Here is a 14,505-nt window from a genome sequence, read left to right as displayed (position 1 = left end):
ATTGTCAGCGCTCGGTCCATGCCTGTTTGGTGGTGAGGGTATAGCGATGGTTGTAATACGCTGGATTGCAAGAAAGTTCTGGTTAATGTCGGTAAGTTTGGTGATTGCACTGGCAATCATCGTGCAAACAGGCCGACTGCTGTCCCCGCAGGTAGAGAACTATCGTCCCCAGATTAGTCATTGGCTTAGTGAGCAGCTAGGCGTTCCTGTACAGATGGATCGTATTTCCCTGCGTTGGGAGGCCCTTGAAGTTGCATTGCAGCTGGATGGACTGCGTCTGGGGGAACACGGTGAGCTGAAAATGGGGCACGGCCTGTTCCAGCTGGATCTACTTTCCAGTCTCTGGAACCGGGAATTGGTCTGGAAAGACCTGCAAATGAATCAGTTTTCGGCCGGGCTCAACCGCGATGAAAATGGCCTCTGGTATCTACAGGGGTTTCCCGATGCCCCGCTTAAGCTTGAAGGCAGCACTGCACCCAATCCCGAAGCGGCAGATCCGGCCCGCCTATTCCAGTTGAGCCCCAAAATTCAAATCAGTGATGCAGCGATCACTGTGCGCCTTCCCGATGAGCAGCTGGCAGAAATCAATTTGCCTGAAATCCAGCTGGAAAATAGCGGGGATTTTCACCGACTGACTGCACGGGCTTTTATTTCCCGTGAAGGGGAGAGTAGCCAGGTTGATGAAGAGACCCTACGGGTTGTGTTAGAGGGGCGGGGCAATCCCAAAGATAAAGAGCACTTCTCACTGCGCGGCTATATGCAGCTTAATGAGTTGCTACTGGATGAAGACATTGTCAGCTTGCTTCACGAACTCACCCCGTTACCCGACCGGTTTCACTGGCAGGGGAAGAAGTGGGCAGACGGCCGCTTGTGGTTGCATAGTGATGCCGTAAGTGGGTATCGCATAGTGGGCCAGGTGGACTTGGCCCAAGTAGAAAGCCTGACCGATATGCAAAGGGCAGGAGAAGATATAGAAGAGCATACACTGGCTCCGTTGCGCGCTTTTTCTGGCAACTTGTCGGGCCGTTGGTTGCCGGGAGAGCACTGGCGATTAGCGCTGCAGGATATTGAAATCGATTGGCAGGGCTTGAAAATGCCGTCGCTGAACCTGCAGGTTAACAGTGACCAAGAGGGTATAGCCCTGATGGCCGATCTGGTCGATCTCGCTGGTTGGAGCAGTATCTTAAATCGCTTGTCGTTACTTGAGGGGGCTGCAGATGAATGGTTGCGTGCACTAAAACCTCAAGGTCGGTTGCGCAGCCTGCGTCTGCGAGCTGGCGCGGACCGGCAGTTAGAGATCAGCGCAAACTTGGAAGATATTGCGGTCGAGGCGTTTCGAGGGGCCCCGGCAATTACTCAGTTGAGTGGATATCTTCAGGTTGAGGGCGCCAGTGGCCGGGTTGAACTCGACGGTACCCCCCTCGGGGCGCACTTTCCCAGTCTGTATAAGAGTGCTTTCGGATTCGATCAAGCCAGCGGCACCATTGCCTGGGATGTCGATAAGGCGTTGAACGAAGTCAACGTATTGTCGGGCCCGCTGATGCTTGGCAGTGAACTTGGTCAGGTCGGTGGTCAGTTTATGCTGTCACTACCCTTCCACGCCCAAACACGACCTGTGGATCTGGTGCTTTCCCTATCGATAAAAGATGCGGGGGTTATTACCCAGGAAGAGCTGGTGCCATTTGTGGTTAGCGATGATTTGCGCAGCTGGTTGAAAACTGGCCTGGGTAAGAACAATCAAGGGCGCGTTGAGAGTGCGGCCTTTATCTATCGAGGCAGCAGTTATAGCAAAGAGGGTAAAGAAGAAACCCTTAAAGCATTCGCGACTCACCAGAAGCGCAGAACGATTCAGTTGGCACTCGATTTTTCAAATGCGAGCCTGGACTACGCCAGTGAGTGGCCTGAGGTCAGGAATGTGGACGGCCGTTTGTTGCTCGATGATGAAATTGTGCGGGTCAATGCCGATAAAGCCAAGCTCTGGAATATGGATGCTGGAAATATTCTGGTTGCGGTAACCCCTCAGAAGAGTGGAGGCTCACGCCTTGATGTACAAACTGAGGTGGTTGGACCGGCTGCCGATGGTTTGCGACTATTGCGTGAATCACCACTCAGGGATCACCTTGGAAGTGCCTTTGATGATTGGAGCCTGACTGGGAGTTTGGATGGCGCTGTATCCTTAACTTTACCCTTGGGACAGTCATCCGTAGTTCCCGAGCAACAGGTTGAAGTCAACCTGAAGCACGGTGACCTTCAACTGAAAGGGCTCCGCCTCGATGCGACTGCGTTGAATGGTTTGGTGAAATACGATAGTGCGACAGGCCTTGAAGGGACCCAGCTGAATGGCAAATTGTGGGGCCGCCCGCTGACTGCTCGTATCCAACATATTGGCGAGGGGGATGCGCGGGATACCCAGGTGGTTATCGACGGCAATGCATTGGTTGAGTCGGTACACGCTTGGAGTTCGCGGCCAGAACTGCAGTGGCTGGAAGGAGAAATGGATTATCAAGCCCTGGTGACCATTCCTGCAAAATCAGCGGAAACCCCCTACGCCGCAGTATTTGAACTCACTTCCAACCTGGCCGGTGTGGCTGTAAACCTACCTGACCCACTTGGCAAGACGGCGGAAACAGAAACCAATTTTGTATTGCGAGTGCCGATTGGAGAGCAGGGCAGCTTGTTCCACTTGGACTATGGAGAACATTTACAGGGGCAATTCTGGCTGATTGATGGAGAGTTAGATCGGGCTGCAATCGCCTTGAATGCTGAGGCAAATTTGCCCTCCAAACGGGAGTTGACGGTCACTGGAGATATTTCCACTGTTGACTTGCCTCGCTGGCAGTCTCTGCTGGATGTTTACCAGTTGCCTGAACCAGCGAAGCCAAGCGCTGCCAGTTCTGTTGCAAGTAATGCAGAAAATCCAGGAGAGGCTGCGGGTAGTGCCAGTGAGCCACTTCCGATACGCCTGGATCTCAGTACAGACAAGCTCCAGTTGGGCTCTGCAGAAATTGAGCATATTCATGTTATCGGTGAGGGAGTGGGGACAGATTGGAAGCTCAAACTTGACAGTGAAATGATTGCAGGAAATCTAACCGGCTTACTGGATGGCAGTACACCGTTACGCCTCAAACTGGCTCATTTGCGTCTGCCTCAGCCAGAGAAACCGGCGGAAGTCAGTGATGAAGCTTTTCCCTTAGACCCCTTTGCGGAGGAGGTAGTAGCGGATCCTTTGGCGCAGTTTGATTTTACTAGTTTGCCACAAATCGATTTTAGTACTGATAACCTTCAAATAGGTGAAGAGGCCTTGGGGCCTTGGTCATTTAAGTTGAGGACAGCTGCAGATCGTTTGGTGGTGAGTGATATCCACGGCACGGTGAGAGGGTTCCGCATTGAGGGACAGGGCAAGCACAATGGCGAGCTAGGTGCAGAATTGGTGTGGATGAGGGATGCCGAGGGGCAGCAATCATCACAATTTATCGGCCGATTGGTGGCTGATGATCTTGCAGATATCCAGCGCAAGATGGGCCATGAGCCGTTGATTGAGAGTAAGTCAGCGATCTTTGAAACTGCTTTGAAGTGGGAGGGGGCCCCGACTCAGGTGAAAGGAAGCCTTCTCTCCGGAGAGCTTAAGGTTGATATTCGCGATGGCCGATTCCTGCGATCAACCGGTGCGACAGGCTCTACCGTGTTGCGTCTATTGTCACTGTTTAATTTTGATACCTGGGCGCGACGTTTGCGTCTTGATTTCACTGACCTTTACAAGAGTGGTATGGCTTTTGATAGGGTGCGTGGCGAAGTAGTCTTTGAAGGCGATGGTCAGCTTTTAATCGCTGTACCCATCCAGGTAGAGGGACCCACCAGTGAACTACAGATGGCGGGGCGGGTTAATTTAGTCCGCGAAGATCTGGATTTAACGTTGGTGGCTACTTTGCCAGTTGGGAACAACCTGGCTTTGGTTGCAGCCCTAGCCGGTGGTTTGCCTGCAGCTGCGGGTGTCTACCTGATCAGTAAGGCATTTAAAAAGCAGGTTAAAAAGGTCGCCAGTGTCAGTTACCGAATTAGTGGCGGTTGGTCAGACCCGCAAATGCGATTTGAGAAATTGTTTGATGGGGATGGCGCCAAACGTGAGGGCGCGGTTCTGGACCACGAGGGGAACAAGACACAGGTTGGGGTCGGTTCTGAAGAGAAGTCCCCACCTACAGCTTGAGTTTTAATATCCAGAGGCAGCGTGCAATAGCCATCTAATCTTAGTGATGATCCCCTGTAAAAGGAGCACTCTAGATGGCGTTGCATTCATTATTGCCCCTCCTTCTTTTTACAGCCGTCACCCTTTCGGCGTGTTCTGAGGCAGATGACCACCAGCGCGACCAGAATATGACGGTGGCTCAAGCTGAAAAGCATATTGCAGAGGGGACTGATCTCGATCAGATCCCTAAGTCTGTATGGAAGCAGATCCTGCCAGAGGATCGCTATAAGGTTCTCTGGAAAAAAGGTACCGAGCCCGCTTTTAGTGGCAAGCTTCTGAATAACAAAGAGAAAGGGGTTTATGTCACTGCGGGTTGCCGTTTACCGGTTTTCAGCTCTGAGCAGAAGTTTGAATCGGGTACTGGTTGGCCCAGCTTTTGGGATGTTGCCTACCCACAAAATATTGTCTTAAAGGACGATTACAGCTGGGGCTTGAAGCGGACTGAGGTGTTATCAAAGTGCGGGGAACACTTGGGGCATGTTTTTAAAGATGGCCCGGAGCCCACTGGTTTACGCTACTGCCTAAATTCTCTCGCCCTGGACTTTGTGCCGGCTTCTGGGGATAAGAAAGCGCAATAACTTCTGGTGTCTAGATTGCGGGCGCTGCCGGCCAGTTAACTCTGGAGCGCCCGGAGCCCTTATTCCGCTTCCTGGATAAAGAAGTCGCGAAGATAGCGGAATAATTTTCGTTGATTGGTTGGTGGCTTATTGTTTTTGATTTCTCGATGGGAGTCCCTAATCAGTTGGCGCAGCTGTTGATGGTCGACACCGGGATGCTGGTCAAAGAACTCACCCTGGGCACTATTGCCTTCTTCCAGTAGTCGTTTGCGCCAGTCTTCAGCCATTTTATCGAAACGCAGGTGTTGTTGGTCTCGCTCTTTAAAGCGGCTCAGCACTGTTTCTATCGCCTCTTGGTCGGCACTGCGCATCAACTTGCCGATGTACTGCATCTGGCGTCGGCGAGCTTCATTGGATTTGATCCGATGTAGCGTAGCAATAGCCTCCTGCAAGTCCTCATCTATGGGGACTTCAGCCAGTTGGGCCTTGGAGAGCTCGGTTAGTTGCTTGCCGAGATCCTGCAGCTCGTGCATTTCTTTTTTGACCTGAGTTTTACTTTTCGGCAGGTCGTCATCGTAATCGTCGTATTCGTACATCTTTGATTCGCTTTCGGTAAATAAGGGGGCTTGGTCCAGAGGTGATTTAGCTAAAGTACCAAGTGGCCAAGCCCAGAAAAGACATAAAGCCTACTACATCGGTGACTGTAGTAAGCGCTACCCCGCCGGCCAATGCCGGGTCTATATTCATGGCACGCAATGCTACTGGTAATATCGCTCCGGCGAGTGCGGCGGTTAATAGGTTGATTATCATGGCGGCAAGGATAATGACCGCAATCCATATATCGCCAAACCACATGGCGGTTATCAAGCCCATCACAAGCGCCCATAAAAGAGCATTGAGTGCCGCCGAACCCAGTTCACGGGAAAGTAGCCAGCTCAAATTACTGCGTCCTATCTGGCCTAAGGCCATACCGCGAATGACCACTGTCAGCGTTTGGCTACCGGCCACGCCCCCCATGCTGGCGACGATGGGCATTAGGACTGCTAGGGCTACCACCTTATCCAGGGTATTTTGGAACAAGCTGATCACCCAGGAGGCAAGCAGAGCTGTGAGCAGATTAATACCCAGCCAAACGGCCCGGCGCCGAGCAGTGCGCCCTACTGGGGCAAAGGTGTCTTCCTCCTCATCGAGGCCGGCAAGGCTCATCAGGGAGTGATCTGCATCCTCTCGGATAACATCTACTACATCGTCAATAGTGATTCGCCCCAGCAGGCGGTTATCTTCATCGACTACCGGTGCGGTAATCCAATCATATTTCTCAAACAAGCGCGCGACTTCAGTGTCGGGCATATCTGCGGGTATTGGTTCCACATCGGTATTGACCACTTCGCGAACTGTCACCGATGGGTCTGTGGTGAGAAGTTTGGATAGTGGCAAGAGACCGATATATTGGCCCCTCCGGTTAATCACAAAAAGGCTGTCGGTAGATTCCGGTAGTTGTTCGTGGCGCCTAAGGTAGCGAAGTACCACATCTAGAGTCAGGTTGGGGCGGACAGAGATGGTGTCCGTATCCATTAAACCGCCAGCAGTGTTCTCATCATAGGCGAGAACACTTTCAACCCGGAGACGGTCGGTTTCCGTCATCGATGAGAGCACTTCGGCAACAACTCGCTCCGGCAGCTGCTGAAGTATATCGGCGATGTCGTCGGCATCCAGGCCTTCCATCACCTCTACCATCTCCTCGGTATCCATAGTGGCGAGGATCTGGCTGCGCACATCGTCGGTGAGTTCCTGTAGGACCTCACCCTCTATTTCCCTGTCCACCAAATTCCAAAGTACCTGGCGGATACGCGGTGGAGAGCTCTCCAGCAATTGCGCAACACTCTGGGGAGTTAGGGTCTTGAGCATGCGCCGGACTTCTTGTCCCGTACCGCTATCCAGCGCGGCATACAGCTCACCCAGCTGATTCTGTGCGCGGAATTTGATTTCGGCTTGGGGAGAGCTGGGCACAACAAGTCCTTACTGCTAGTGGTGGATTTGGGAGGCGATGTAAAAGCTTAGCGATTTAATGTTTAGAGTGAGCTTTTCGTAGCAATAGTATACTGGCCTCTATTCAGCTTCGCCGAATCGATTGGAGATCAGTGTGCTGATAGCTTCCAGGGCGGCACTTTCATCTGTCCCCTCTATTTCCAGTTCCAGCTCCGTGCCTTTGCCTGCAGCTAGTAACATTAGGGCCATCACACTTTTTCCATCTACGGCTTTACCCTGGCAATGCACTTTAATATTGGAGCAGAACTTGGAGGAAGTCTGCGCGAACTTGCTTGCAGCGCGGGCGTGCAAGCCGAGTTTATTGATGATGGTCAGTTGGTGTTTCTGCATTGCGCTGCTCGACAAAAATCTATTTTTGTTGCTCCCTGTGGCGTATCTGGACGTTATCAAACTCTTTAGAAAATTTCTTTACCAGCTGTTCAACCATATAAACTGATCGATGTCGGCCCCCAGTGCAGCCGATAGAGACACAGGTGTAGCTGCGATTACTTTTCTGGTAGGAGGGTAGCCAGTTTTCCAAAAAGTTGGTGATGTCAGCCTCCATCTTTGCGGTCTCTGGGTGAGAGCGCAAGAATTCAGCGACCTCGATATCCTTACCGGTTTTTTCTCTTAGAGCTGGTTCCCAGTAGGGGTTGGGTAGACAGCGCAAGTCAAAAATCAAGTCTGAATCCACAGGCACCCCATACTTGAACCCAAAGGACTGGAAAAGAATCGCCATGCTGTTTGATTGTTCACCAACAACACGATTTTTAATCAGTTCGCGCAGTTGGTGCAAACTCAGGGTGCTGGTATCAATAACCATATCCGCGATGGTTGAGATAGGGGTGAGAAGCTCTTTTTCCTGATTGAGAGCTTCTAGCAAATGGGTGCAATCATTGCTGAGAGGGTGCTTTCGTCTGGTCTCACTGAATCGCTGTACTAAAACCGGCTCGCGGGCATCGAGATAGATAACATCACATTGAACCCCTGCCTCGCGCAAGGACTCAATAACACTGGGAGCCTGTCTAATGTCTTGCCAGAGGTTGCGGGCATCGACACCCAGGGCCAGAGGTGTGTTTTCTTTTGGCGGTTGTGCCTTGACCCTCTTAACCAGCTCCGGGAGCAGGCTGGTGGGAAGGTTGTCGATACAATTGAAGCCGACATCTTCCAGTAATTGCAGTGCAGAACTTTTTCCGGAGCCGGAGCGTCCACTAATTATCACCAAGCGCATGGAGAGCCCTTTTCTTTGATCAAGTCTTTATTATTTCGCTTGTTGCACTACCTGAACAATGAGGCGAATGTCAGCTCTGAGACTCAGTTACTAACAAAACCTCCTCTAGGCGGCTGCAGTACTATCAATAGCGAGGGCATATAGCTCATCACTACTTTGTGCTTGCCTTAGCTTATCTCTAACCTGGCTGTTGGAAAACAGAGCGGCGATTTCGGCTAGCGTATCCAGATGTTCCTGCTCAGCATCTTCGGGGACCAGAAGAGTAAATAGCAAATCGACAGGCTGGCGGTCGACAGAGTCAAAATCAATGGCGGGCTGGGTGGTACAGAGAACCCCAATGGGGCTATCACAGCCGGGCAGCCTGCAATGGGGAATGGCAACACCATCGCCGATACCGGTGGAACCAAGGCGCTCACGGGCGATCAGTTGGTTAAAAACTGTATCGGAGTCGTGTTGGGGATATTGTTCGGCGATGGCCTGGGCAATATTGAGCAGTAGCTTTTTTTGCTGCTCCCCGCCAGATGGCAAAGGCTAAGGCGGGGAGAGAGTAATGCTTCCAGTGTCATAGTTCAGCGATGGTTCTGCAACTTCTCTTTGTGTTTTTTCAGTTGGCGGTCCAGCTTATCGGTGAGCGCATCAATTGCCGCGTACATATCTCTGTCTTCGGATCCAGCACAGAGGTCGTGACCGTTTATATGTACCGTCGCCTCAGCTTTTTGGATCAGTTTCTCGACGGATAAAATTACTTGCGCGTTGGTGATGTTGTCGTAATGTCTGGACAGCTTCTCCATTTTGCTTTCGCAGTAGCTGCGCATAGGTGAGGTAACGTCGACGTGGTGGCCACTAATATTGATCTGCATGGATTTCTCCTTAAAGGTGCATCACAAGCCGGCGCTCACCCCCTATCGGGTCGCAACCCTACTAGGAAGTGGGCCAGAATGGAAGGATACACTCAAATTTTGGATTTTGGTTGCAGGTTGGGGGCGGAAGGTGCCAGTAGCGTATGACTGAAGGTGGGTTAGGGGTCAGATTAATTGGCTGTGTTTGGGTTGTAACTTAAATGAGCCTCTTTCTCTCACTTGAGGAGGGGATACCCATAGATTCGCGGTATTTCGCTACCGTTCGGCGCGCAACCTTGATGCCTTGCTTGTCCAGCTCCTGAGTGATCTTGTTATCTGATAGCGGCTTTCGAGGTACTTCTGTGTCAATCAGCTTGCGAATCAGGGCTCGAATGGCGGTGGATGACGCATCCTCACCGGAATCTGTACTGACGTGGCTTGAGAAGAAATATTTGAGTTCGAAAACTCCCCGTGGAGTCAGCATATATTTTTGAGTGGTCACTCGGGATATGGTGGATTCATGCATGCCAATGGTTTCAGCAATATCTGCCAGAACCATTGGTCGCATTGCCTCTGGGCCTTCCTCAAAAAAGCCTTGCTGCTTATCCACAATGGACGTAGCGACCTTTAGCAGGGTGTCGTGGCGGCTCTGCAGGCTCTTCAAGAACCAGCGGGCCTCCTGCAAGTGATCCCGCATGAAATTGTTTTCCCGGGAGTTGTCCGCCCGTTTTACCAAGGAGGCGTAGTGGCCATTAATCCGGATCTTGGGAGTGATTTCTGGATTGAGTTCGACCAGCCAGCGGTGATCCTTGCGGGACACAATAATGTCGGGAATGACATAAGCGGGCTGTTCCCCGCTGAACTCCTCACCTGGGTTGGGGGTTAGTGTCTGGATAAGGCGGATCACTTCGCCGAGCTGGGCTTCGTTGAGGCGTGTGCGTCGGGTGAGTTGCCTGAAATCCCTTTTTCCAAGTAATTCCAAGTGGCGCTCAATAATGGTCTGCGCTTCGTTTAGCCACGGAGTTTCCGCTGGTAGCTGCTTGAGCTGGAGTAGAAGGCATTCTTGGAGGTTTCTGGCCCCACAGCCAGCTGGTTCGAATTGTTGTACAGCTTTAAGGACTGCAACTACTTCATCTTCTTCGAGCTGAAGGGAGGTGGCTACGTCATCAACGGTGGTATTGAGAAGACCGTTTGGGTTGATGGCGTCAATAAGGTGCTCGCCGATCCATTTATCGTGACTGGAAAGTGCTGTCAGGTTTAATTGCCAGCGCAAGTGGTCTTGAAGTGTGTCGGTGGAAGAGTTGCGCTCAAAATTGGGGTCGTCGCCCTCGGTGGGGCCACTGTAGCTGCTGTAAATGTCGTCCCAGTGAGAATCAACGGGCAGCTCTGTTGGAATATCCTGGTTCCAGTCGGAATCACCAAGCTCTTTTTCCTCAGCGGCTGCGTGGTTTAAATCCTCTCCTACAGCGGCTGGAGGCTCTTGTTGTGCGTTGCTCTCGTTATTGGCTGTTGCTTGTTGAGCCGGGTCTTCACCCTCAGCTTCCAGCATTGGGTTGCTGTCGAGGGCTGCCTGGACTTCTTGCTGTAAATCTAGTGTGGAGAGCTGCAGGAGGCGTATTGCCTGCTGCAACTGGGGGGTCATGGTTAGCTGTGCGCCGAGCTTGAGCTGGAGAGACTGCTTCATAATTTAAAGTTGCAGGCCAGTGCGACAAAGGGTTCGTCAAAATTAACCCGAGATGGCGCAGACTACCTTGGCCCTCAAACTATTACAAGCAATAAGCATGCCGACTATTGCCTGCCAGGAGGTCGATTTCTATGTGAAGTATGATATGTTTTTCGAAATTTTACCTATTTAGTTACGCCTGTCATCATTTGCCATTAAATGGTGAACTCGTGTCCCAAATAGACTTCGCGCACTTGCTGGTTAGCGAGGACATCATCGGGCGTGCCTGAGGCAATAATATGTCCCTCGCTAACGATATAAGCAGTTTCACAGATATCCAGGGTTTCCCTTACGTTGTGATCTGTGATCAAGACGCCGATATCCCTGTCCCGCAAGTGGCGAATAATGTGTTTGATATCGTTCACTGAAATAGGGTCTACACCAGCAAAGGGTTCATCGAGCAAGACAAAGCTTGGGTCTGTAGCCAGGGCTCGTGCAATCTCCACCCTGCGCCGCTCTCCGCCGGATAGGGCCATTCCTAGGCTGTTTTTAATGTGTGTGATGTTGAACTCTTCGAGCAACTCCTGGGCTTGCTCTTCGCGCTCTGCACGATTGAGCCCTTTTCGGGTTTCGAGGATTGCGAGAATATTGTCGCGTACAGACAGGCGTCGAAAAACAGAGGCTTCCTGAGGTAGGTAACCGATCCCTTTGCGGGCGCGCCCGTGCATTGATAGGCGGGTAATATCTTCGTTATCGATCAGGACTTGCCCGGCATCGGCCTGCACCAGCCCAGCGATCATATAGAAGCAGGTGGTTTTCCCAGCTCCGTTGGGGCCAAGTAAGCCAACGACCTGTCCGCTTGACACGCTGACAGATACATCTTGGACAACTTTTCTTTTCTTATATTGTTTGGCGAGGTGTAACGCTTGTAGCGTTGGCATAATGAGTCCTGAAATCTAACCGCGGCCGAGAGGGGCAGCGGATTACATCATTGTAAATAGCGCTGTTTTACAGGCATTGAAATTTGGATGAACTACTGGTCTGTGTCGGTATTAGCTTCAGCAGGCTCGCTGGCTTCGGTGCTCTCAGGTTTCCAGATCATCTCAACTCTGCCTTGGCCAGGCTGGCTGCGAGCGCTCATTTGCTCAGTTGCGAGATCGTAGTCGATTTTCTCCGCAGTTAGGGTGTTGCCATCGCGATCGATATAAGCTTGCCCGGTGAGCTGCAGTTCTTCAGAGCTGATGACATACTCGATGCGCTCAGCACGGGCTTTAACAGGCTCTTCGCTCTCCAATATCTTTTGTTGGAAGTGCGCGGGGCGGCCCACAGCAATGACTCGGCTGATTTCATCGCTTGCGGTAAAGTAGACTTCCACGCGATCTGCCCTGATTTGGAGGGAGCCCTGCGTGATGACCACATTGTCACTATAAACCACTAAATTATTGGCGCGGTCGGCTGACATAGATTCCGAGCCCACAGAGATTCTTTGGGTTCTATCGTCAGGTAAAGCCTGTGCTACGGTGGTAATAGCTGCCAGCGTAATCGCAGTGAAGGTCTTAAGCATAGAGGGATAGCGGTTATTGGGTGTCATAGCTGCTCTTCACGTCGGATAGAATTTCCATCCGGTTTTCTTTCAGGTAAGCGCGCATCCCCGTTCCTTCAGTGCGGTTGGGGCCGGAGCTAATAGTAACAACTTTGTCGGTCTCGGCGAATTCCCTGTCAGGGAAGATTGTGATTCGCTGTGTCTCCAATTGGATGCCATTCGGGCCAGGGAGTTCATCAATTTGAACGTCGCCACTAAGTACGATACGTTCTCCTCGATTGAAGGCCACACCCCTTTTGGACCGAGTTGCCCACTTGGGCTGGTCGTCCGTATAGAACAGCATGCGCGGCTCTTTAAGGTTGGCTCGATCCCGACGTTTAAATTGAAAATAGGTGATTTGCTCTGCATCCACTCGATAAGCTAGGTTGCCTGCCTGGTCAAAATGGCGAGTTTCAGCCCCTTTGATAACAAGGTCCGCAGCCCGATTTTGTTGCTGAGGAGTGGGCCTTTTGCCTAAGAACTGTTCTGGCGGACTCTCGGAAAACCAGAGCCCGGCACTTATAAGCAGAATGACCAGTATGAGAGGCAACCACGAGCGCATCATTTTTCTCCGATATAGGGGGCGAGCGCCGCGTCAAAGGTCCCTTGTGCAATCATAATGCGGTCGCAGACTTCGCGTACAGCGCCCTCGCCGCCACGGGCCTCTGTGATCCACAGGGCTCGCTCCCGTACAGGGGGCTGCATTAGGTGGTGCGATGGGGCATCCGACCTTGGTCATTACCAGTAGATCGGGATAATCATCCCCGACATAGGCGATATCTTCCAGGCGGCATGACTCTTCAGAAAGTAACTCCTGTAGTGCGGCAAACTTGTCCTCCCGGCCCTGAATCAATTTATTGATACCCAGGTCGTGCGCTCGGCGCTCTACAACATTACTGCGCCGGCCGGTAATGATTGCTACACGTACACCAGAGTTTTGCAGCATTTTAATGCCATGCCCATCCAGGGTGTGAAAGGTTTTGAGTTCGTTGCCGCTATTGTCAAAATAAAGCTTGCCGTCTGTCAGGACGCCATCTACGTCTAATACAAGCCAGCGTACATTTCTAAGGGAGTCGTTTAGTAGTTGTTCATGGATCACTAGGGTTATTCCTATAAACTTACTGTCGTGTGCCAATACAAGTCTTTCATTTGAAGTTGCACGATTTATTCCGTGCGCTTCATTTTACTTTTCAGATAACACCGGCACGTAGAATGTCGTGCATGTGAAGTACGCCAAGGGGGTGATGCGTTTCATCTTCTACTACTAGAGCGGTAATCTTGTAGTCCTCCATAATTCGTAGAGCCTCGGCTGCCAGTGTGTCGGTAGAGACCGTTTTGGGGCGGCGGCTCATAACTTCTTCCATAATTGCTTTGTCTAGCTCAATCTTTTGATCGATTACCCTGCGCAAATCTCCATCGGTGAACACTCCTAGCAGCTCTCCCTCATCGTTCACTACGGTGGTTATACCAAAGCCTTTGCTGGTCATTTCAAGTAGGGCTTTTGAAAGTAATGTCTCCGGCGTTACTTGCGGAAGTTCGTTACCGACATGCATTACATCTTCTGTTTTCAATAAAAGCCTGCGCCCGAGTGCGCCACCGGGGTGAGAGAAGGCAAAGTCTTCGGCGGTAAAGCCGCGAGCCTCGAGTAAAGCGACCGCAAGGGCGTCTCCCATCACGAGAGTGACAGTTGTTGAAGAGGTAGGTGCAAGGTTGAGGGGGCAAGCTTCTGTTTCTACAGAAATATCTAAATTAACTTCTGCGGCCTGAGCGAGGGGAGAGTCGGTTTTGCCAGCCATGCTGATAAGTGGAATACCTAAGCGTTTTAATAGCGGCAGTAATGTGAGGACTTCAGCGGAGGAGCCAGAGTTTGATATGGCTATAACAACGTCATCTCGTGTGATCATACCGAGATCGCCGTGACTCGCCTCGCCGGGGTGAACAAAAAAGCTTGGTGTGCCAGTGCTGGCAAGGGTGGCGGCTATCTTGCGGCCAATATGCCCTGACTTGCCCATGCCGGTAACAATTGTACGGCCACGACATTGCATAATCAATTTACAAGCTTGCTGGAATTCTTCGTTTATTCTGTTTTCCAGTGCTGCTACGGCATCGGCTTCCATGCGGACGGTGCGGCGCCCAGCTTCCAAAATTAGATCCTGTGTCATCAACTGCCTCGAATCGCTTACTAGTGCTTTTTAAAAGTTGCCGTAAAACTGTCTAATTATGCGACAGTTTCGATATTTACTTATGCGACAGCGTGGATAATTTTTGTCATATGAGTCCAGTATTTAAAGGCGACTCGACTTTTTGCTGTCGTGCTAATCTATATTAGCGGGCTACTGGCGGCGAAAAAAGCCAGTGCGCA

13 protein-coding genes and 1 pseudogene are annotated in these 14,505 nt (G+C 51.4%); 2 read left to right on the top strand and 12 right to left on the bottom strand.

The genetic code is table 11. From position 1 onward, the window contains the following. Position 1 precedes the first annotated feature (1 nt). Together QT397_21420 and msrB are read left to right on the top strand one after the other, a co-directional pair. A complete protein-coding gene (locus QT397_21420) occupies positions 2-4,204 on the top strand; it encodes a YhdP family protein (GenBank protein WNZ55394.1) in 4,203 nt (1,400 codons plus the stop codon). A gap of 74 nt (positions 4,205-4,278) precedes the next feature. Then, on the top strand, positions 4,279-4,821 hold the full coding sequence (gene msrB / locus QT397_21415; protein ID WNZ55393.1) for a peptide-methionine (R)-S-oxide reductase MsrB: 543 nt from the start codon (positions 4,279-4,281) through the stop codon (positions 4,819-4,821). 59 nt (positions 4,822-4,880) lie between these two features. On the opposite strand, the gene yjgA is transcribed toward msrB, so the two are convergent. From yjgA to QT397_21355, 12 genes and pseudogenes are all read right to left on the bottom strand, one after another. After that, on the bottom strand, positions 4,881-5,396 hold the full coding sequence (gene yjgA / locus QT397_21410; GenBank protein ID WNZ55392.1) for a ribosome biogenesis factor YjgA: 516 nt from the start codon (positions 5,394-5,396) through the stop codon (positions 4,881-4,883). Between the two features lie 46 nt (positions 5,397-5,442). Continuing rightward, a complete protein-coding gene (gene mgtE / locus QT397_21405; protein ID WNZ55391.1) occupies positions 5,443-6,810 on the bottom strand; it encodes a magnesium transporter in 1,368 nt (455 codons plus the stop codon). A 99-nt stretch (positions 6,811-6,909) separates the two neighbouring features. Then, the gene (locus tag QT397_21400; protein WNZ55390.1) at positions 6,910-7,179 is read right to left on the bottom strand and encodes an HPr family phosphocarrier protein; all 270 of its coding nucleotides are present in this window, start codon (positions 7,177-7,179) and stop codon (positions 6,910-6,912) included. A gap of 19 nt (positions 7,180-7,198) precedes the next feature. Beyond that, positions 7,199-8,059 (bottom strand): RNase adapter RapZ, encoded by an 861-nt coding sequence (gene rapZ / locus QT397_21395; GenBank protein ID WNZ55389.1) that lies wholly within the window; start codon positions 8,057-8,059, stop codon positions 7,199-7,201. 105 nt (positions 8,060-8,164) lie between these two features. Further along, positions 8,165-8,587, bottom strand: a complete 423-nt coding sequence (locus tag QT397_21390) for a PTS sugar transporter subunit IIA (GenBank protein WNZ55388.1) — start codon at positions 8,585-8,587, stop codon at positions 8,165-8,167. A 41-nt stretch (positions 8,588-8,628) separates the two neighbouring features. Next, positions 8,629-8,919: a ribosome-associated translation inhibitor RaiA gene (raiA, locus tag QT397_21385; GenBank protein WNZ55387.1), complete on the bottom strand. Its 291-nt coding sequence runs from the start codon at positions 8,917-8,919 to the stop codon at positions 8,629-8,631. A 196-nt stretch (positions 8,920-9,115) separates the two neighbouring features. Beyond that, complete coding sequence (locus QT397_21380; protein WNZ55386.1) at positions 9,116-10,582, bottom strand: RNA polymerase factor sigma-54; 1,467 nt, start codon at positions 10,580-10,582, stop codon at positions 9,116-9,118. Positions 10,583-10,776: 194 nt separating this feature from the next. Then, positions 10,777-11,502 (bottom strand): LPS export ABC transporter ATP-binding protein, encoded by a 726-nt coding sequence (lptB, locus tag QT397_21375; protein WNZ55385.1) that lies wholly within the window; start codon positions 11,500-11,502, stop codon positions 10,777-10,779. A 92-nt stretch (positions 11,503-11,594) separates the two neighbouring features. Further along, positions 11,595-12,152 carry a lipopolysaccharide transport periplasmic protein LptA gene (lptA, locus tag QT397_21370; GenBank protein WNZ55384.1) on the bottom strand — a complete coding sequence of 186 codons (558 nt, stop codon included), beginning with the start codon at positions 12,150-12,152 and terminating at the stop codon, positions 11,595-11,597. Then, a complete protein-coding gene (gene lptC, locus QT397_21365; protein WNZ55383.1) occupies positions 12,139-12,708 on the bottom strand; it encodes an LPS export ABC transporter periplasmic protein LptC in 570 nt (189 codons plus the stop codon). Before lptC ends, lptA begins: the two co-directional genes overlap by 14 nt. Further along, positions 12,705-13,242: pseudogene (locus QT397_21360) on the bottom strand (HAD-IIIA family hydrolase). Before QT397_21360 ends, lptC begins: the two are co-directional and overlap by 4 nt. Positions 13,243-13,333: 91 nt before the next feature. Beyond that, positions 13,334-14,305: a KpsF/GutQ family sugar-phosphate isomerase gene (locus tag QT397_21355; protein WNZ55382.1), complete on the bottom strand. Its 972-nt coding sequence runs from the start codon at positions 14,303-14,305 to the stop codon at positions 13,334-13,336. Between the last annotated feature and the right edge of the window lie 200 nt (positions 14,306-14,505).

This window comes from Microbulbifer sp. MKSA007, from assembly GCA_032615215.1.
In the GTDB taxonomy this organism is placed as follows: domain Bacteria; phylum Pseudomonadota; class Gammaproteobacteria; order Pseudomonadales; family Cellvibrionaceae; genus Microbulbifer.
This window is presented reverse-complemented; position numbering and strand designations above follow the sequence as displayed.